We start from the raw sequence: 19,086 nt of genomic DNA, 5'->3' as shown, positions 1-19,086 counted from the left end.
CTAAAAACAATGTGATTATGAAAAAGGCTATCCTATTATCTCTATTGTTTGTGGCTTGTGTATTCACAGCCAGCGCTCAAAAGTTCGCCTTGATTGATATGGAATATATCCTGAAGAATATTCCTGCATACGAACAGGCGAATACCCAACTGAATCAAGCTTCACAACAATATCAAAGTGAGGTGGAAGCAAAAGCAAAAGAAGCGGAAGCACTTTATAAAGAATACCAGAAAGCCTCGGCTTCCCTGTCGGCCGCACAGAAAACGCAAAGAGAAGAAGCGATTGTAGCAAAAGAAAAGGAAGCAGCCGAACTGAGAAAGAAATATTTCGGTCCCGAAGGAGAAATGGCCAAAAAACAAGAGGCATTGATCGCACCAATTCAAGATAAAATCTATGAAGCGGTAAAACAGATTTCAGAGCAAAAAGGATATGCGGCAGTAGTGGACAGAGGCTCCGCCCAAAGCATTATTTTCGCATCTCCAAGCATTGATATCAGCAATGAAGTGCTCTCAAGATTAGGATATTCAAATTAATTTCCTACATTTGCAACCGATAATCCAAATTTGCAATAACTAATAAAAAATAGAACTATGTTGAAAAAAATTGCTTTACTACTTTTACTTATCGCTCCGATGAGTGTATTTGCTCAGAAATTCGGGCATATTAAATCCGCAGATGTACTTACTGTCATGCCGGAATTCACAAAGGCCCAGACCGACATCCAAGCCATGCAGAAACAATACGAGGATGAAATGAAACGTGCAACTGATGAACTGACCAAAAAATATACTGAATATCAACAGGAACAAGCCAACCTTCCTAAGAACATTCAGGAAAGACGCCAGAAAGAATTGCAGGAGTTACAGGAAAAAGGAATGCAGTTCCAACAAGATGCACAACAACAGTTGCAGAAATCATACGCTGATATGATGGAACCTATCTACAAGAAAATTGAAGACGCCATCAAAGCAGTAGGCCAGGAAGGTGGATATACTTATATCTTCGATTTGAACAGAACAGAAATTCCCTACGTAAATGAAGCGCAGTCTACAGATGTAACTGCTGCTGTCAAAGCTAAAGTAGGAATCAAATAATTAAGTTAAGGACCTTTACAGGCACGGATTACACAGATTTCACAGGTTTCAGAACCGTGAACATCCGTGTAATCCGTGCCTGTATTATATAGCTATACTGCCATGATCCCATCTATCCTCCCTTCAACCGGTCCCATCGGTGTATTCGACTCCGGCTACGGCGGTCTGACCATTCTGGACAAAATACGCGGACTGATGCCTGAGTATGATTATATCTATTTGGGAGACAGCGCACGCTGTCCGTACGGACCGCGCTCTTTTGAAGTTGTTTACGAATTTACCCTGCAAGCCGTAAGCAAACTGTTTGAACTGGGATGTCCTTTGGTGATATTGGCATGCAACACAGCATCGGCAAAAGCCTTACGCACCATCCAGCAGATCAATCTTCCGGTAATAGACGCTACCCGCAGAGTACTCGGTGTCATCCGGCCTACAGCAGAATGTATAGGAGAAATCACCCGAAGCCGGCACGTAGGTATACTGGCCACAGCCGGTACCATCAAATCCGAATCCTATCTTTTGGAAATACATAAGTTATCTCCCGACATTGTGGTAACAGGAGAAGCCTGTCCCATGTGGGTTTCCTTGGTAGAGAATAATGAATATCAATCGGAAGGAGCCGACTATTTCGTCAAACAACATATCAACCGGCTGCTGGATAAAGATCCGATGATTGACACCATCATATTGGGATGTACCCATTATCCGCTACTACTGGATAAAATAAGGCAATTTACGCCTGAACCTATCCGCATCATTTCACAAGGGGAATATGTGGCCCGGAGCCTGCGAGACTATTTAAACCGCCATCCGGAAATGGACGCACGCTGCGATAAAGGAGGAAACTGCCGCTTCCTCACCACAGAAAGCGAAAACAAGTTTGAGGAATCCGCTTCCATCTTCTTGGGCCGGCAAGACATAAAGGTAAAAAGCATAGCATTGGAATAACTTTCTTCCGGTTTACCTGTTATATATACCATCCATAACGCTTAATTCATGAAGATATGTATACAAATAAAGTAAAGAAGATAGCTGCGGTACACGATCTGTCCGGTGCAGGGCGCGTATCCCTCACCGTCGTTATCCCTATCCTCTCATCCATGGGCTTTCAAGTCTGCCCTCTGCCCACAGCCGTATTATCCAGCCACACCCAATACCCGCACTTCTCTTTCTTGGACCTCACGGACGAGATGCCCAAGATTATCAGTGAATGGAAACAACTTGGCGTACAATTCGATGCTATTTATACAGGCTACTTGGGATCTCCCCGCCAGATACAAATCGTATCCGGGTTCATTGATGATTTCCGCCAGTCCGACAACCTGGTCATGATAGATCCCGTATTAGGAGACAACGGAAAGCTATATACCAACTTTGACGAACAAATGATTCTGGAAATGCGTCACCTCATCCGGAAAGCAGATGTCATCACGCCCAATATGACCGAACTGTTCTATTTGCTGGACAAACCCTATAAAGCGGAGAATACAGACGAAGAACTAAAAGCTTACCTGCATGAGATTTCGGAGCACGGCCCCGGCATCGTTATTATCACCAGCGTGCCCGTACAGGGAGATCCTCGCAAAACTTCCGTTTACGCCTATGACAGACAGGGAAACCGCTATTGGAAAGTAACGTGTCCCTACCTGCCCGCACACTATCCCGGCACAGGCGATACATTTACCAGTGTGATAACCGGCTCACTGATGCAAGGCGACAGTCTTCCTATCGCCTTGGACCGCGCCACACAGTTTATCCTTCAAGGCATCCGCGCCACTTTCGGCTATGAATATGATAATCGGGAAGGCATTTTGCTGGAGAAGGTGCTGCATAATCTGGATATGCCTATTCAGGTGAGCAGCTACGAATTGATTTGAGGACCCTGAAAGTAGAAGATCCGAAACACCCTGGAAAGAAGCTTGTACCAAGCCCTATTGCTCCGACGATTAAGGTCGTTTTCCCTTATAGCTAACCCTTATCATACAGTTAACTACTACAGACTCCGGCAGTGGACTGTACAGTCTACTGCAAGAGTTTATACAGTCCACTATATCAGACTGTACAAACCACCGCAAGAGACTATAGTACACAGCCATAAAAAAGAGCTTAACCATAAGGTAAAACAAGGTTAACCACAAAGAAGAAAAGACTTAACCAGATAAAGCCATAAGGCCAAAAGACGAAAAGAATAAAAACAAAGAAAGCAGCCAAGCCGTACCGTACAAACCGACAAACATCAGCCGTATCAACAATAATAAATAAATTACCTGCCCAGCAACCTGCGGCTGAGATAACGCACCGGATACCACACGGAAAGAAAGCCCACCACCAGCACAGTGACAAAGACTATAACAATATCCCATACATGGACACTGACGGGATAGGCATCCACCACAAAATTACCGCCGGAATTACCACCTCCCAGCGAAAGCAATCCGAATTCCTGCTGGATAAAGCAAAGGATCAGCCCCAGTATCACACCAACCACCGCACCTATCAGTGAAATCATACGCCCCTCGAACAGGAATATACGCGTGATCAGCTTGTCGCTGGCCCCCAAATTGCGCAATGTCACTACATCTGCCTTCTTATCTATAATCAGCATGGACAAGGAGCCTATTACATTAAAGCAAGCTATCATCAGGATAAAGGTAAGGAAAATATAAGATATCAGCTTCTCTATCTCCATAATGCGGAAAGTATCCGCTTGCTGCTCATACCGGTCCTGCACCCGGAAACCATCTCCCAATATTTTCTGTATCTTCGATTTTACACTCCCTACATCTGCATCCGGCTTCAATTTCAATTCTACCGAACTCACTTCTGTGTCATACTGGAACAACCTACGGGCAAATTGGAGGGAAGTCAGAATGTAAGAAGAGTCATACTTCTGTTGGTTCACCGCAAACACAAGGCCGCTGGAATATAAATCGGCAGAGTTAAAGCTGGAAGCTGGATTGGCCATATTGACTTTAGCTCCCCGTTTGGGAGCATAAATCTCTAGCGGATCGAGGAATTTGATACCCGTTCCCAAGATGGAAACCAATTCTATGCCGGGAATGGCATAATCCACCACTTCATCATGCAACACGAATTGCCCCCGGCCGAAAAGAATACTGTCAATAGCGGTCAGATCCTCGAAATTATCCTCAATTCCCTTGATCACCGCCATAGTCTGACGGCCCTTATACTGAACCATCGCATTCTCTTCCAAGGACTCAGAAAAAACAGCGATCTCCGGCATCCGGCGCAAAGCTTCTATACGCGCTTCCTGTCCGTCAAAGACCTTTCCGGTGACAGCCGTAATTTTCAGCTCCGGATCAAAAGCCGTAAAGAAAGTAGCCACCAGATCCTGGAAGCCGTTAAAAACAGACAAAGTACATACCAATGCCAATGTAGCCAAAGCCACTCCGCAGACGGAAATGGCTGAAATGACATTAATGGCATTGTGCGACTTCTTGGAAAAAAGATAACGCTTCGCTATATAAAAGGGAAAATTCACCGCCCGGTTCTACTTTTTCAACAATTCGTCTATACGTTCGGCATAATCCAATGAATCATCCACAAAGAATTTCAACTCGGGAATGATGCGCAACTGATGGCGTACCCGTGTTCCTAATTCATAACGGATGGATTTCATATTATCATTGATATTCTTTACTATTTCCTGGCTCCTCTCAGAAGGGAACACGCTGAGATAGACACGTGCAATACTCATATCGGGACTGATGCGGACAGCACTTACCGACACCAAAACACCATTCATGGACTTGGTCTGAAGCAGGAAAATCTCACTCAACTCCTTTTGGATCAAACGAGAAATCTTATTTTGTCTGGTCGTTTCCATAATTAATAATTATTCAGTTTACTAATTTGTTAATATGCCATACGGTTCATAGCATAACCTATTGGCACATTATTCAACATTTTCTTATGATTGTCAGCCCGTCGCGCAAGGGAAGAATCACCTTTTCAACCCGTTTGTCGGCAGCTACCAAATCATTAAATTTCTTTATTCCAATAGTCTGAAGATCTGTATGATGCGGTTCCTCCAATACATGTCCGTCCCACAATGTGTTATCGGCAATGATGTATCCGCCGGGTGATAATTTCTCCAGTACCATTTCGTAATATTCAATATACTTCCGCTTATCACCGTCTACAAACGCCAAATCAAAGGTAATGTTCATGCCAGGCAGCAACTTCAGCGCATCACCTATATAAAATTTAATCTTGCCGGCGTAAGGCGAACCTTCCAGCCAGGGACGTGTAAAGTCCTCCTGCTCATCGTTTATCTCAAATGTGTGCAACGTGGCCCCCTCTTCCAACCCTTCGGCCAGGCAAAGTGCGGAGTAGCCACTGTAAGTCCCGATTTCCAGCACCTGACGGGGGCGTATCATTTGCACAAACATTTTCAGCATACGTCCCTGCAAGTGGCCGGAAGCCATACGGGGACGTAAAAGCTTGACGTGCGTATCGCGATAAAGTGCCTTCAGATAATCACTTTCTTCATCAATGTGCTGAAGGATATATTCGTCAATAGCGTCCGTTTCTTTCATTCCTATCTTCTATTATTATAGGTAACGGTTGCGGTTGGGCAGCACATAGTCCATAGCATACTTCAACACATCTCCCACTACATTGATTTCAAGGAAAGAAGTCTGAGTACCTTGCTTGCCGCTGCTCAGGTAAGCCACCATGTCGCTTTCACTCAAGACACCATCATCCAGCAATTTACGCAAAGCAGCGAAATAATATGCCTGTCCGTTAGCCTTTTCGGGCATATAGATAGCTTCCACCCCATATGACAAAGCCAGATGACGCATCGTCTTTTCTTTATAACAGATGGCCAATACAGGATATTTGCCACGGAAAGCAGCAATATTACGTGCGGTACGCCCGCTGAAACTGTCGGTAATAATGGCGCGGATATTCAGTTTGCTGGTAGCCTTTACTGCCTGTTTTGCCAGGAAAGCGGTTACATCATTGGAGTTTTCATCCAAAGGAATACGGATGTCATTCTCGGCCAGTTTATCTTTCTCGGCCTGCGCTGCAATCTTGGCCATCGTCTTCACGGCTTCCACCGGATACTTGCCGTATGCCGTTTCCCCACTCAGCATCAATGCATCCGTGCGGTAGTAAATAGCATTGGCAATATCGGTCACTTCAGCACGGGTAGGACGCGGATTATTAATCATGGTATGCAACATCTGGGTAGCAACAATCACCGGTTTCTTTGCCAGAATACATTTTTTGATCAACAGACGCTGAATGCCGGGAATTCGTTCCTGAGGAACCTCAATACCCAAGTCACCACGAGCCACCATGACTCCGTCGGCCACTTCCAATATTTCATCAATATTGTCCACTCCTTCCTGATTTTCGATCTTGGCGATAATCTTAATGTCGCTGCCGTATGCATCCAGTATCTGACGGATATCCAGCACATCCTGCTTATTACGAACAAACGAATGTGCTATGAAATCAATGTCCTTTTCAATAGCATACAGTATATTGTTACGGTCCTTTTCTGTCAAAGAAGGGAGATTGATGCGCACGCCCGGTACATTTACACTCTTACGGTTACCCAAAGTAGCTTCATTCTGCACCTCACACAACAAATACTCGTCTGTCTTCTCAATCACACGCAGCTCCAGATCACCATCATCAATCAGAATATCGCCATCCACCTGAAGATCATGCACAAAACCGGGATAAGATACAGCAATACATTCACGGGTCGTTTCTTGTGCAGGATTACCTACAATCTTCACTTTGTCACCAATCTGATAAGGAATAGGCTCGCCGCCCGCAATAGCAGTAGTACGCACTTCGGGCCCTTTTGTGTCCATCAATATGGCAATACGGTTGGAAACCTCACGTACATTGGTTATCAATTTTTCAAAACCTTCACGTGAAGCGTGAGCCGTATTCATACGGACCACATTCATACCGGCCTTGAAAAGATCTCTTATAAACTCTACCTCGCAACGCTGATCTGAGATGGACGCTACGATTTTTGTTTGTTTCAACATCATAATCTTATCACCTTATATTATACCTAAACGTTTTATTTTCTCATTAACAAAGCCTCAATCGCCAAACGATATGAATGAAGCCCGAACCCACAAATCACTCCCGCACAAGCACAGGAAATCATCGACTTATGGCGAAACTCCTCACGGGTATGTACATTCGAGATGTGCACCTCAACCACGGGAGCTGTCACGGCGCGGATAGCATCCTGCAAAGCAATGGAAGTATGCGTATAAGCCCCTGCATTCAACACGATGCCGTCATAATCAAAACCCACTTCGTGTATTTTGTTGATCATCTCACCTTCCACATTCGACTGATAATACGCTATTTCAATGTCCGGATAAGTATGGCGCAATTCCACCAGATAGTCTTCAAATGAAACAGCGCCATAAATGGAAGGTTCCCGTTTGCCTAATAAATTGATATTAGGTCCATTAATAATTTGTATTTTCATATTTATACTATATCTGAACTTTTTCTACCTTTGCAGGGAATTTGGGTACAAAGGTAGAAAAAAGAAATGAAAAGAACCGAGAAAACAGACAAGATATTGGTGAAATACAAACAATATTTAAAGTTGGAGAAATCGTTATCTGACAATACGGTAGATGCTTATCTTACTGACCTGGACAAGTTACTGGCTTATCTTACATTAGAAAACATCAACATTCTGGATGTCCGGCTTGAAAATCTGGAAGATTTCTCGGCCGGATTACATGATATCGGCATCCACCCCCGTTCGCAGGCACGCATCTTGTCGGGCATCCGCTCTTTCTACCGTTTCCTCATTATGGAAGATTACCTGAAAGCCGATCCGACAGAATTGCTGGAATCCCCCCAGACAGGTTTCAAACTGCCCGAAGTAATGACAGTAGAAGAGATAGACCTGCTGATAGGAAGCATAGACCGCAGCACCAAAGAGGGACAGCGCAACAGGGCCATACTGGAAACGCTTTACAGTTGCGGGCTCCGTGTTTCCGAACTCTGCAACCTGAAATTATCCGAACTTTATTTTGAAGAAGGCTTCATCAAAGTGGAAGGAAAAGGAAGCAAACAGCGGCTGGTTCCTATTTCACCGCGCGCCATCAAGGAAATCAGGCTCTACTTCACCGACCGTAACCTGATGAAAATAAAGCCGGGATTTGAAGACTTTGTCTTTATCAGCAATTTCGGGAAGAACATCTCCCGCATCATGGTTTTCCATATCATCAAGGAACTGGCAGCCCGGATAGGTCTGAAAAAAAAAATCAGTCCTCACACATTCCGCCATTCTTTTGCAACACATTTGCTGGAAGGAGGTGCCAACTTGCGTGCCATACAGTGCATGCTGGGACATGAAAGTATCGGGACAACAGAAATTTATACACATATAGACCGTAATATGCTACGCAGTGAAATCATAGAACATCACCCCCGTAACATCAAATTCAGAGAAAAAGATAATAAAGGTTCTATATTCTAAAATATTTTAAGATAAATTGAAAAAAAAGCAGGCTAAGAAGCTAGCATATAATAGAGTTTTTCCTATCTTTGCCCCCAAAGAGACGCACAAAAACGTACTATAGCGAATTTTACATTACAAACGTTAAATTAATAAGTAACTATGATTAAAAAGTTGTATTTGCCCTTAGTGGCTTTATTGGTCCTTGCCTTATCATCATGCGGCAAGATGGGAGAATTGTCTTCTGACTATTTCACAACTAACCCTGAAGTGCTTGAAGCAATCGGTGGTAAAGTGCCTGTGACAATTAATGGTAAATTCCCCGAAAAGTATTTCAAGAAGAACGCAACTGTTGAAGTTACCCCCGTTCTGAGATGGAAAGGCGGCGAAGCTAAAGGCCAGCCCGCTGTATTCCAAGGAGAAAAAGTAGAAGGAAACAATCAGACTATCGCTTACAAGGCAGGTGGCAGCTACACGATGAAAGCTTCTTTCGACTACGTTCCCGAAATGGCAAACTCTGAACTTTATCTTGATTTCAAGATTACAAAAGGAAAGAAATCATACACTATTCCTTCTGTAAAAATCGCTGATGGCGTTATCGCGACTTCTGAACTGCCTACTGCTGCCAGCTCTAACGCATCATACGCTAACGATGCTTTCCAACGCATTATTAAAGATGCTCAGACTGCCAACATCATGTTCTTGATCCAGCAAGCCAACTTGCGCAACAGCGAATTGAATTCTGACGATATCAAAGAATTCCATAAGAAAGTGGCTGAAATTAATGCCGACACAAAGAACTACAAACTGAACAACATCGAAATTTCTGCATACGCTTCACCTGATGGTGGTGTGGAACTGAACACCGGTTTGGCTGAAAACCGTGAAGCAAACACAGAAAAATATATGGAACGCCAGTTGAAGAAGGGCAAGATTGATACTAACCTGGATGCAAAATACACTGCACAAGACTGGGAAGGCTTCCAAGAACTGGTATCTAAATCAAACTTGCAGGATAAAGATTTGATCTTACGTGTTCTTTCTATGTACAATGATCCTGAACAAAGAGAAGCTGAAATCAAGAATATCTCTTCTGTATACAAAACTTTGGCTGACGAAATCCTGCCTCAGTTGCGTCGTGCCCGTTTAACTGCCAACTATGACATCATCGGTCGTAGCGATGACGAAATCAACGAAGCATTCAACTCTGATCCTAAAGTATTGAGTGTAGAAGAATTATTGTACGCTGCTACCCTGACTAACGACAACGCTCGCAAAGAAGCTATCTTCACCAAGACAACTCAACTTTATCCGAACGATTTCCGTGCTTATAATAACTTGGGTGAATTGGCATTCGCTGCCGGTGATGCTGCTAAAGCAGAAAGCTACTTCAAACAAGCTGCTTCTAAGAACGCTAACGCTCCTGAAGTAAACGCTAACCTTGGTCTTTGCGAATTGGTTAAGGGCAATGTTGCAGCTGCCGAAACTTACTTAGGCAAAGCTACAGGTGCTAACGCTGCCGGCGAAGCTTTGGGTAACTTATATATCAAACAAGGCCAGTATGACAGAGCTGTCAACTCATTCGGTGACGCTAAGACTAACAGTGCCGCTCAAGCTCAGATTTTGGCTAAAGACTATAACAAAGCAAAAGCTACTTTGTCTGCAATCAAGAATCCGGATGCAATGACTGACTACTTGATGGCTATCGTTGGTGCTCGCACAAACAATGCTTCATTGGTAAGCAGCAGCATCAAGAGCGCAATCGCAAAAGATCCTTCAATGGCTGAAAAAGCTGCTAACGATCGCGAGTTCGCTAAATACGCTGATGCTATCAAATAATATAACTAGATATCATCTTGTCTAGTTTTTTAGATGATTATGACTGAAACCGGAGGCTTCGTGATGAAGCTTCCGGTCTTTTTATGTAAAATAACCTTCATTTATACCTGCCTTTAGCCACAAAATGCGTATTTTCGCAAAAAATATCTTGAAATGAAAAAATTACTATTCTTTCTTTTCACTCTTGTTGTGCTGGCAAGCGGCTGCGGCAAGAAAAATACATTCACCTTGGAAGGAAGCATTAAAGGACTTCCTTCAGACACTATATTAGTATTTTATCAAGAACCCGATTACAAGCTGGATACCATACTCCTCTCAAAAGGTAAATTCACTTACACCATTACCCCTGACACATTTACTATCTTCTCATTACTATTGGGAGAAAAACAAATCTTACCGATATATGCTGATAAAGGAGAAAGTGTTACCCTAAACGGAATGGTCGGAAAGATAGAGGTTAAAGGAAAGGGAGAAAACGCACAACTGGCAAAACATATCCAGTACCTTAGCACCTTAGAAAATAACAAGGCAGCTGTTATGACTGCTGTGGATTCGTTGATTAAAACCAACCCAAGCTCGTACAGCAATATCTATCTGATAGACAAATATTACGTACAGGACTCGCTTCCTGATTACAACCACATAGATCAGCTGATAAAAGGACTAAGCGGTATTATAAAAGACACACCTTATATTATAGAACTCCAGAATAAATTAAGTGAGAAAAAAGAACTGACAGAACATCGCTACGTTTCCAACATCTCGTGCACGGATAAAAAAGGAAAGACCGTCAACTGGAACAGTGTAAAAGGGAAATATGTCCTTTTGGATTTTTGGGCAAGCTGGAACAAAGAAAGCATTGCCACACAAGATTCTTTAGTATCCGTACAAAAGGCATTGAAAAAAGACAAGTTTGTTATTATCAGCCTCTCCCTTGATCTGGATAAAAAGGAATGGATGGAGAAAATCATTCAAAGAGATACCACGCAATGGAAACAAGTTTGCGATTTCAAAGGCTGGAACAATTCCATTGTCAAGCAACAAGGCATAACCCGGATTCCTGCCAATATACTGATAGGTCCTGACAAGCGGGTCATCACACAAGATATACGGGGCAAAGAACTGATAGACAAAGTGAGACAGCTGACAGAACAAGATAAAGAGAAAGAAAAAGCCGCCAAAGAGGCAGAACGTGCTCGAAAGAGACAAAATAAAAAATAAAAGAATGCTGGTAAAAGTCTATGGAGCAGCCGTTCAAGGTATCGACGCTACCATTGTAACTATTGAAGTAAATAGTTCACGAGGTATAAAATTCTTCCTTGTCGGTCTGCCGGACTCGGCCGTGAAAGAAAGTCATGAACGTATTATTTCCGCCTTACAGGTAAACGGATATAAATTCCCCACTTGTCAAATTGTAGTAAATATGGCCCCTGCCGACATACGCAAGGAGGGGTCTGCATACGACCTTCCGCTAGCAATCGGAATATTGGCCGCTACCCAAATCGTATCGGAAGAAAAACTTTCACGTTATCTTATTATCGGAGAACTTAGCCTGGATGGAAGCCTTCAACCAGTCAAAGGAGCCCTCTCCATAGCTATCAGTGCCCGCGAGCAAGGTTTTGAAGGCTTCATACTTCCCAAACAAAATGCGCGGGAAGCTGCTGTAGTAAACAACCTGAAAGTATATGGCGTAGAAAATATCAAAGAGGTCATCGAATTTTTCAATAATGAGCGCAATCTGGAGCCTAGCATCGTCAATACACGGGAGGAATTCTATGAACACCAAAGTAGCTTTCCATACGATTTTGCTGATGTGAAAGGACAAGAAAGTGTAAAACGCGCATTGGAAGTAGCCGCGTCCGGAGGACACAACCTGATTATGATCGGTTCACCCGGAAGTGGGAAGTCCATGATGGCAAAGTGCATGCCAAGCATTCTCCCTCCCCTTTCATTGGGTGAAAGTCTGGAAACGACTAAAATACATTCAGTAGCAGGAAAATTAGGAAAAGACAGTTCACTGATTGCCATCCGGCCTTTCCGTAGTCCCCATCATACAATTTCGCAAGTAGCAATGGTAGGTGGCGGCACCAATCCCCAACCAGGAGAAATCAGTCTGGCTCACAACGGTTTGCTCTTTCTAGACGAGTTGCCGGAATTTAACAGAAGTGTACTTGAAGTACTTCGCCAACCCCTAGAGGACAGGCATATATCCATCGCACGAGCTAAATACAGTCTGGATTATCCGGCCAGTTTCATACTGGTAGCCAGTATGAATCCCTGTCCATGCGGATATTATAATCATCCCACACGAGCTTGCGTCTGTAATCCCGGACAAGTGCAACGGTACCTGAACCGTATCTCCGGTCCTTTACTGGACCGCATAGATATCCAAATAGAAATAGTTCCGGTTCCATTCGAAAAAATGGCAGAACGCCATCATGCGGAAAGTAGTGCAAGCATACGCGAACGGGTTATCAAGGCCCGGAAAATACAAGCTCAACGTTTTGCCAACCATCCGGGTATTTACTGCAACGCACAAATGGAAGCCGGGTTACTCCATCTGTACGCTCAACCCAATGAAGCAGGGCTAAAATTATTACGAACTGCCATGACACGCCTCAACCTGTCGGCGCGCGCATACGGTCGTATTCTAAAAGTAGCGCGTACCATTGCCGATCTGGACAACAGCGAACACATTACTTCCATCCACCTGGCAGAAGCGATAAGCTATAGAAATCTTGATAGAGAAGACTGGGCCGGTTAGTTTAGCTGCCCGACTCAGTTTCCTTTGCATGATAAATGACCTGCATCAATGAGTCCAGTTCAATGTAATTTGAAAGAACATCCTCTTCCTTATCGGTCGTTTCCCAATCTTTATCCTCTCTCTTTTTAGAGAAAAGTGCATTTAAAATGAATTTATACCACGTATTCATGTCTCGTTCGACTTAAGGTTTTATAAAAAACAGGATAAGTAAAATTTAGTTCATCATTTTTCTCTCCTTAAGATTAAATGCAAATAAGTGCAAATCACTGCATCACGATATAACATTTTTCTGTATTTTCACTTCTTCCGACAAAGCCCCCGAATAACCATATTTTATAATAAGTACGGCCTGTCAGAGATTTTAAGGGAGAAATATTTCTGATTATTCCATATACTTACTAAAAATCACTAACTTTGCACGTTACTGGTAGAAATAACAAAAAAGACATCATACAATGGAAAATAAATTCAAAAGAACCACCGTCACATCCGCTTTGCCCTACGCAAACGGTCCGGTACATATTGGTCATCTGGCAGGTGTATATGTTCCTGCTGATATCTACGTGCGCTATCTCCGCCTGAAAAAAGAAGATGTTCTTTTCATCGGAGGCTCTGACGAACACGGAGTACCTATCACCATTCGTGCAAAGAAAGAAGGTATTACTCCACAAGATGTGGTGGACCGCTATCATACCTTGATAAAAGAATCATTCAAAGAATTTGGAATTTCATTCGATATATACTCTCGTACTACATCAAAGACACACCACGAACTGGCTTCCGAATTCTTCAAAACCCTGTATGATAAAGGTGAGTTCATTGAAAAGACCTCCATGCAATATTACGACGAAGAAGCCCATCAGTTCCTGGCCGACCGTTATATTACCGGTGAATGTCCTCACTGCCATGCAGAAGGAGCCTACGGTGACCAATGCGAGAAGTGCGGAACATCACTTTCTCCGACCGACCTGATCAATCCGAAAAGTGCTATCAGTGGCAGTAAACCAGTGATGCGTGAAACCAAACATTGGTATCTGCCATTGGACAAACACGAAGGATGGCTGCGTGAATGGATTCTTGAAAATCATAAAGAATGGCGCCCCAATGTATACGGACAATGTAAAAGCTGGTTGGATATGGGCTTGCAACCCCGTGCGGTAAGCCGTGACTTGGATTGGGGAATCCCTGTTCCTGTAGAAGGCGCTGAGGGAAAAGTACTTTATGTATGGTTCGATGCCCCCATCGGCTATATTTCAAATACAAAAGAATTACTTCCCGACAGTTGGGAAACTTGGTGGAAAGATCCAGAAACCCGTTTGATTCACTTCATCGGAAAAGACAATATTGTATTCCACTGCATTGTTTTCCCTGCTATGCTGAAAGCGGAAGGAAGCTATATCTTACCGGATAACGTACCTAGCAATGAATTCCTGAATCTGGAAGGTGATAAGATTTCCACTTCACGCAACTGGGCAGTATGGTTGCATGAATATTTGCAGGACTTCCCCGGCAAACAGGATGTATTGCGCTATGTATTGACAGCCAATGCCCCCGAAACAAAAGACAACGATTTTACCTGGAAAGATTTTCAAGCACGTAACAACAATGAGTTGGTGGCTGTTTACGGTAACTTTGTAAACCGTGCTTTAGTGCTGACTCATAAATATTTCGACGGGAAAGTTCCCGTTTGCGGTGAATTGACCGACTACGACAAAGAAACATTAAAAGAATTTGCAGACGTAAAGGCAGAAGTAGAAAAGCTACTGGATGTATTCAAATTCCGCGATGCACAAAAAGAGGCAATGAACCTGGCACGTATCGGTAATAAATACTTAGCCGATACAGAGCCTTGGAAACTGGCAAAAACTGATATGGACCGTGTAGCCACCATCCTTAACATAGCATTGCAACTAGTTGCCAATCTAGCTATTGCATTCGAACCTTTCCTGCCTTTCAGCAGCGAAAAGCTCCGCCAAATGCTGAATATGGAAACATTTGAATGGGACCAACTGGGGCGTACCGATCTGCTGGCAGAAGGACATCAATTGAATAAGGCAGAACTGTTGTTCGAAAAGATCGAAGATGAAACCATTCAAGCACAAGTAGACAAACTGTTGGCTACCAAAAAAGCAAACGAGGCTGCCAACTATAAAGCCAACCCGATAAAACCGGTAATTGCTTTTGAAGAATTTGAAAAGTTAGATATCCGTGTAGGTACCGTATTAGAGTGTGAGGTAGTGCCTAAAATGAAAAAGCTGCTGAAATTCAAGATTGCTGACGGACTGGAGAACCGTACCATCGTCAGCGGTATCGCACAACATTATAAACCGGAAGAACTGGTGGGCAAACAAGTTTTATTCATTGCCAACCTTGCTCCGCGCCAATTCAAGAACGGATTGGTGAGCGAAGGCATGATCCTGAGTGCTGAAAACTTTGACGGCACCTTAGCGGTGACCTCTTTATTAAGAGAGGTAAAGCCGGGCAGTGAAGTGAAATAATATACACCCAAATACAGAAAAGGCTGAAAGCAACTGAAACGTCCGCTTTCAGCCTGACTGTTTTATAATCTATCTATAAAAATGGCAGAACAATCCTTGAAAGAAAAGACAGCAAAAGGCCTCTTCTGGGGCGGATTAAGCAATGGAGTACAGCAGCTGCTGAATCTTTTTTTCGGGATATTCCTGTCACGCATTCTGAACGCGGAAGATTATGGCATGGTGGGAATGCTGTCCATCTTCTCCCTTATTGCAGGTTCTTTGCAGGAAAGCGGGTTCACGGCCGCCCTAGCCAACAAACGGAATATCTCCCACAAAGACTATAATGCCGTATTCTGGTTCAGTACCGGGCTAAGTGCCTGTCTCTACCTCATTCTGTTCCTTTGCGCCCCACTCATTGCCGAATTCTATCACACTCCCGAACTGACAGCTTTGGCACGATACACTTTCCTCGGTTTCTTTGTAGCCAGTTTGGGCATTGCCCACAGTGCTTACCTGTTCCGCAACTTAATGGTCAAGCAAAAGGCAATGGCGGTCACTATCGGATTAACCGCCTCAGGAACTATCGGTATAACTATGGCCTGCTTGGGATTTGCCTATTGGGGGATAGCCACACAAAGCATTGTCTATGTAGGAACCATTAATATCTGTTATTGGTGCTTCTCACCCTGGCGACCTACACTTACTTTCGACTTCAAGCCTTTGAGAGGGATGCTTTCTTTCAGCAGCAAATTATTAGTAACCAATATATTCAACCACATCAATAATAATATCTTTACCGTTATCCTTGGTAAATTCTATTCGGGACAAGAAGTAGGCTATTTTACTCAAGCTAATAAATGGAATTATATGGGACATTCATTAATTTCAGGAACAGTCAACAGTGTAGCCCAACCTGTACTTTCCAGTTTGTCGGATGAAAGGGAACGCCAACAACGCGCTTTCCGGAAGATGCTCCGCTTCACTGCCTTTATTTCTTTTCCGGCTATGTTAGGATTATCATTAATCGCACCCGAACTGATTATACTGACTATTACAGACAAATGGCTACCCAGTGCCTTCATTCTGCAATTGCTCTGCATCGGTGGCGCATTCATTCCCATAACCAATTTGTATTCCAACCTAGTCATCAGCAAAGGAAAATCGGATATCTATATGTGGAATACCATCAGCTTAGGCATCATCCAGTTAACAACCATGCTTCTGCTCTATCCATACGGCGTACATACCATGATTATAGTGTATGTATCCATCAATATCTGCTGGCTGTTTGTATGGCACTATTTTGTATGGAAACAAATACGGCTCAGCTTGTTTGCAGCGCTGAAAGACATCCTTCCGTTTGCCTTCATAGCTACCGCAGTAATGGCGGCTACCTATTATATCACTATCGGCTTTGCCAATCTGTATTTATTAATGGCAAGCAAAATGATCATAGCCGGCACACTCTACACAGCCACCCTGTGGTTGAGCGGCTCCGTCACTTTTAAAGAGAGTTTACACTATATAATCAAGAAATAATGGATGCTACACGTCACTCCGGATTAGAATGTTTACGAATTATCAGTATCATACTGATTGTATCCATGCATATTCTAGGAAATACCTTCCACACCGGTAACTGGCTGAACAAAGAATTCATACTATTTATCAATACACTGGGAAACACCGGAGTAACCTTGTTCATTCTGATCTCAGGTTATTTTGGAATCCGTTTCAATACACATAAATTTTTCAAAATGCTGGTTGTCGTATGGTTTTATTCCATCGTTTCTTATCTGATCGAAACAATATGGCTTCACACTCCGCATACCTGGACAGGGCTGGCCTCCTCATTGCTACCGATACTTAGCAAAAAATACTGGTTTATGACCTGCTATGTAGTACTTTATTGTTTCTCGCCCTATTTAAACCGGCTGGTTCATAACCTCTCACAAAAAAGTTATAAACAACTACTGTTACTATGGGGATTCTTTTTTGTATTTGCCCCGACAATCCTGTTTTTTGAAATTCAGAATGACACGGGCAAGGGAATTATCAATGTCACACTAGCTTATCTCATAGGACAATATCTAAAGACCTATGGTCTTCCGGAAAACATGAAACGACATAGCCGGGAAATCTTGTCAGGCAGCCTTGCCGGTATTTTTATACTGAATTCCCTGCTTACAGCAATGAGTGGAAATATCATACTGAGATTCGCCCGAGATAATAATCTACTGATTATCATCGCCTCTATCATGATTTTCTACCAGTTCACCCGATGGCATTTTTCATCCCGCATCATCAATTACCTAGCAGGATACGTTTTTGCCTTATATATGCTTCAAGGACTTCTTATCCACTGTTTACAACCCTGGTATATCCCTTATGCAGACAGCAACCTACTTGTTCTGTATTTTATGGGAACACTTGTTTCTATCTGTCTGACGACGCTTGTTATAGAATGGAGCAGACGGCTGCTATTAGGAAAAATAGAAAACAAATTGGCAAATGCCATAGAAAGAAGAGGAGCAAAAATAAAAATGTTTGCAGATAATCATTAAAACAATGATTTATTTCCGCAACTCATAATTTCAAAATCTCCAATGGAACCCCTCCTATCTGAGCTGCCATATCCGAAAATGAACTCTGAAAAGAACCATATATTTTTTGTGTACGAGCCAATGTGTACATATCCGTGATACCCTCCCTTATTCCCTCCAAAGATCCACGGTCTGCCTTTTTTCCGGAACAGAATATCCGGTCGCCATAACGCTCTTTCATTTCCCGCTTCACCTCTTCCGAATCTGTAGCCAAATAGATAGCCACCTTGCCGTCCTCTTTTATCTTCTCATCTAATTTCTGATAGAACAACTCGATAGGGCTTTGCCTGATAGAAGCCAGATTATCTGTACGACGGATATGCACACCAATCATAGCATCCGAAAAATTCCGACAACGGTTTTCTACCTCTTCCATAATCTCGTCTACCGGAACAAACAACCGACTGATCCACGCATAATCATAAAGTTGGAAAGCGGTGTATGATGCCATATAAACACAGCCACCTTCTTTAACCCACCGTTCAAAATCAAAATGCCGGTTACATAAAGGAGTAATGGAACGCTCGTACAGACAAGACTTGAAAAGCAGTTTCTGAAACAAAAGCGGGAAATGAAAATTCTTGGAACGAGGTCTGTCTAATAATGCATAATCCAACCGCGAAGCATCCCGTAAACAAGCCACTTCCCTGTCTACAGGCTTAAACAACTGATAAAACGGTGCATTCAGTGCCCAATCCCGAAACCAAATGATGCTTAATTCACTTTTCGTCTTTCCTGCCAGCATTACCGCCGAAGCCACTGCACGCATACGGTTGGCCAATCCTCCTACCGGTACAAATGTTATTTTACCCATTCCTGTTTAAAATTT

General features: G+C 43.2%; 18 protein-coding genes. 11 read left to right on the top strand and 7 right to left on the bottom strand.

What is annotated here, in order from left to right:
• The first annotated feature begins 17 nt into the window (after positions 1-17).
• The 4 genes from RDN93_RS01140 (at position 18) to RDN93_RS01125 (ending at position 2,971) form a co-directional block, all read left to right on the top strand.
• Positions 18-533, top strand: a complete 516-nt coding sequence (locus RDN93_RS01140; RefSeq protein ID WP_005844497.1) for an OmpH family outer membrane protein — start codon at positions 18-20, stop codon at positions 531-533.
• Positions 534-590: 57 nt separating this feature from the next.
• Positions 591-1,094 (top strand): OmpH family outer membrane protein, encoded by a 504-nt coding sequence (locus RDN93_RS01135; RefSeq protein WP_005844495.1) that lies wholly within the window; start codon positions 591-593, stop codon positions 1,092-1,094.
• 102 nt (positions 1,095-1,196) lie between these two features.
• A complete protein-coding gene (gene murI, locus RDN93_RS01130; RefSeq protein WP_005844493.1) occupies positions 1,197-2,042 on the top strand; it encodes a glutamate racemase in 846 nt (281 codons plus the stop codon).
• A gap of 56 nt (positions 2,043-2,098) precedes the next feature.
• Positions 2,099-2,971, top strand: coding sequence for a pyridoxamine kinase (locus tag RDN93_RS01125; RefSeq protein ID WP_032952995.1), 873 nt, complete (start codon positions 2,099-2,101; stop codon positions 2,969-2,971).
• A gap of 386 nt (positions 2,972-3,357) precedes the next feature.
• Here the strand turns inward: RDN93_RS01125 and RDN93_RS01120 are convergent, their stop codons facing one another.
• The 5 genes from RDN93_RS01120 to aroQ form a co-directional block, all read right to left on the bottom strand.
• Positions 3,358-4,596: an FtsX-like permease family protein gene (locus RDN93_RS01120; RefSeq protein WP_005850573.1), complete on the bottom strand. Its 1,239-nt coding sequence runs from the start codon at positions 4,594-4,596 to the stop codon at positions 3,358-3,360.
• A gap of 9 nt (positions 4,597-4,605) precedes the next feature.
• Entirely contained in the window at positions 4,606-4,941 is a 336-nt protein-coding gene (gene rbfA / locus RDN93_RS01115) for a 30S ribosome-binding factor RbfA (protein WP_005844486.1), read from the bottom strand.
• A 73-nt stretch (positions 4,942-5,014) separates the two neighbouring features.
• On the bottom strand, positions 5,015-5,653 hold the full coding sequence (locus RDN93_RS01110; protein WP_005844483.1) for an O-methyltransferase: 639 nt from the start codon (positions 5,651-5,653) through the stop codon (positions 5,015-5,017).
• A gap of 15 nt (positions 5,654-5,668) precedes the next feature.
• Positions 5,669-7,132: a pyruvate kinase gene (pyk, locus tag RDN93_RS01105; RefSeq protein ID WP_005850571.1), complete on the bottom strand. Its 1,464-nt coding sequence runs from the start codon at positions 7,130-7,132 to the stop codon at positions 5,669-5,671.
• 32 nt (positions 7,133-7,164) lie between these two features.
• The gene (aroQ, locus tag RDN93_RS01100) at positions 7,165-7,587 is read right to left on the bottom strand and encodes a type II 3-dehydroquinate dehydratase (protein WP_008781394.1); all 423 of its coding nucleotides are present in this window, start codon (positions 7,585-7,587) and stop codon (positions 7,165-7,167) included.
• 66 nt (positions 7,588-7,653) lie between these two features.
• Between aroQ and xerD the strand changes: the two genes are divergently transcribed.
• The 4 genes from xerD (at position 7,654) to RDN93_RS01080 (ending at position 13,177) form a co-directional block, all read left to right on the top strand.
• Complete coding sequence (xerD, locus tag RDN93_RS01095; protein WP_005844476.1) at positions 7,654-8,595, top strand: site-specific tyrosine recombinase XerD; 942 nt, start codon at positions 7,654-7,656, stop codon at positions 8,593-8,595.
• A gap of 141 nt (positions 8,596-8,736) precedes the next feature.
• Positions 8,737-10,413 (top strand): tetratricopeptide repeat protein, encoded by a 1,677-nt coding sequence (locus RDN93_RS01090; protein WP_005844474.1) that lies wholly within the window; start codon positions 8,737-8,739, stop codon positions 10,411-10,413.
• Positions 10,414-10,566: 153 nt separating this feature from the next.
• On the top strand, positions 10,567-11,634 hold the full coding sequence (locus RDN93_RS01085; protein WP_005850569.1) for a thioredoxin-like domain-containing protein: 1,068 nt from the start codon (positions 10,567-10,569) through the stop codon (positions 11,632-11,634).
• Positions 11,635-11,638: 4 nt separating this feature from the next.
• Complete coding sequence (locus RDN93_RS01080; RefSeq protein WP_117814729.1) at positions 11,639-13,177, top strand: YifB family Mg chelatase-like AAA ATPase; 1,539 nt, start codon at positions 11,639-11,641, stop codon at positions 13,175-13,177.
• A 1-nt stretch (position 13,178) separates the two neighbouring features.
• Here RDN93_RS01080 and RDN93_RS01075 read toward each other — a convergent pair whose 3' ends face one another.
• Positions 13,179-13,346 (bottom strand): hypothetical protein, encoded by a 168-nt coding sequence (locus RDN93_RS01075; protein ID WP_005850567.1) that lies wholly within the window; start codon positions 13,344-13,346, stop codon positions 13,179-13,181.
• 286 nt (positions 13,347-13,632) lie between these two features.
• On the opposite strand from RDN93_RS01075, the gene metG reads away from it, so the two are divergent.
• The 3 genes from metG (at position 13,633) to RDN93_RS01060 (ending at position 18,218) form a co-directional block, all read left to right on the top strand.
• Positions 13,633-15,675: a methionine--tRNA ligase gene (gene metG, locus RDN93_RS01070; RefSeq protein ID WP_005844468.1), complete on the top strand. Its 2,043-nt coding sequence runs from the start codon at positions 13,633-13,635 to the stop codon at positions 15,673-15,675.
• Positions 15,676-15,756: 81 nt separating this feature from the next.
• Positions 15,757-17,193, top strand: a complete 1,437-nt coding sequence (locus tag RDN93_RS01065; protein WP_032946185.1) for a lipopolysaccharide biosynthesis protein — start codon at positions 15,757-15,759, stop codon at positions 17,191-17,193.
• Positions 17,193-18,218 (top strand): acyltransferase, encoded by a 1,026-nt coding sequence (locus RDN93_RS01060; protein ID WP_032946186.1) that lies wholly within the window; start codon positions 17,193-17,195, stop codon positions 18,216-18,218. Before RDN93_RS01065 ends, RDN93_RS01060 begins: the two co-directional genes overlap by 1 nt.
• Before the next feature lie 22 nt (positions 18,219-18,240).
• Here the strand turns inward: RDN93_RS01060 and RDN93_RS01055 are convergent, their stop codons facing one another.
• Complete coding sequence (locus RDN93_RS01055; protein WP_005844462.1) at positions 18,241-19,071, bottom strand: hypothetical protein; 831 nt, start codon at positions 19,069-19,071, stop codon at positions 18,241-18,243.
• Positions 19,072-19,086: the final 15 nt, after the last annotated feature.

The sequence above is a fragment of the uncultured Bacteroides sp. genome (assembly GCF_902491285.1).
Classification (GTDB): domain Bacteria; phylum Bacteroidota; class Bacteroidia; order Bacteroidales; family Bacteroidaceae; genus Bacteroides.
The sequence above is the reverse complement of the archived record's forward strand: the minus strand, read 5'-3'. Positions and strand labels throughout refer to the sequence as shown.

Bases quoted from the DNA above. Each gene is read 5' to 3' on its own strand.
- murI (WP_005844493.1), top strand. From the start codon at position 1,197: ATGATCCCATCTATCCTCCCTTCAACCGGTCCCATCGGTGTATTCGAC.
- RDN93_RS01075 (WP_005850567.1), bottom strand. From the start codon at position 13,346: ATGAATACGTGGTATAAATTCATTTTAAATGCACTTTTCTCTAAAAAG.
- RDN93_RS01140 (WP_005844497.1), top strand. From the start codon at position 18: ATGAAAAAGGCTATCCTATTATCTCTATTGTTTGTGGCTTGTGTATTC.
- RDN93_RS01055 (WP_005844462.1), bottom strand. From the start codon at position 19,071: ATGGGTAAAATAACATTTGTACCGGTAGGAGGATTGGCCAACCGTATG.
- RDN93_RS01085 (WP_005850569.1), top strand. From the start codon at position 10,567: ATGAAAAAATTACTATTCTTTCTTTTCACTCTTGTTGTGCTGGCAAGC.
- RDN93_RS01065 (WP_032946185.1), top strand. From the start codon at position 15,757: ATGGCAGAACAATCCTTGAAAGAAAAGACAGCAAAAGGCCTCTTCTGG.
- RDN93_RS01090 (WP_005844474.1), top strand. From the start codon at position 8,737: ATGATTAAAAAGTTGTATTTGCCCTTAGTGGCTTTATTGGTCCTTGCC.
- pyk (WP_005850571.1), bottom strand. From the start codon at position 7,132: ATGATGTTGAAACAAACAAAAATCGTAGCGTCCATCTCAGATCAGCGT.
- RDN93_RS01125 (WP_032952995.1), top strand. From the start codon at position 2,099: ATGTATACAAATAAAGTAAAGAAGATAGCTGCGGTACACGATCTGTCC.
- RDN93_RS01110 (WP_005844483.1), bottom strand. From the start codon at position 5,653: ATGAAAGAAACGGACGCTATTGACGAATATATCCTTCAGCACATTGAT.
- rbfA (WP_005844486.1), bottom strand. From the start codon at position 4,941: ATGGAAACGACCAGACAAAATAAGATTTCTCGTTTGATCCAAAAGGAG.
- aroQ (WP_008781394.1), bottom strand. From the start codon at position 7,587: ATGAAAATACAAATTATTAATGGACCTAATATCAATTTATTAGGCAAA.
- xerD (WP_005844476.1), top strand. From the start codon at position 7,654: ATGAAAAGAACCGAGAAAACAGACAAGATATTGGTGAAATACAAACAA.
- RDN93_RS01060 (WP_032946186.1), top strand. From the start codon at position 17,193: ATGGATGCTACACGTCACTCCGGATTAGAATGTTTACGAATTATCAGT.
- metG (WP_005844468.1), top strand. From the start codon at position 13,633: ATGGAAAATAAATTCAAAAGAACCACCGTCACATCCGCTTTGCCCTAC.
- RDN93_RS01080 (WP_117814729.1), top strand. From the start codon at position 11,639: ATGCTGGTAAAAGTCTATGGAGCAGCCGTTCAAGGTATCGACGCTACC.
- RDN93_RS01135 (WP_005844495.1), top strand. From the start codon at position 591: ATGTTGAAAAAAATTGCTTTACTACTTTTACTTATCGCTCCGATGAGT.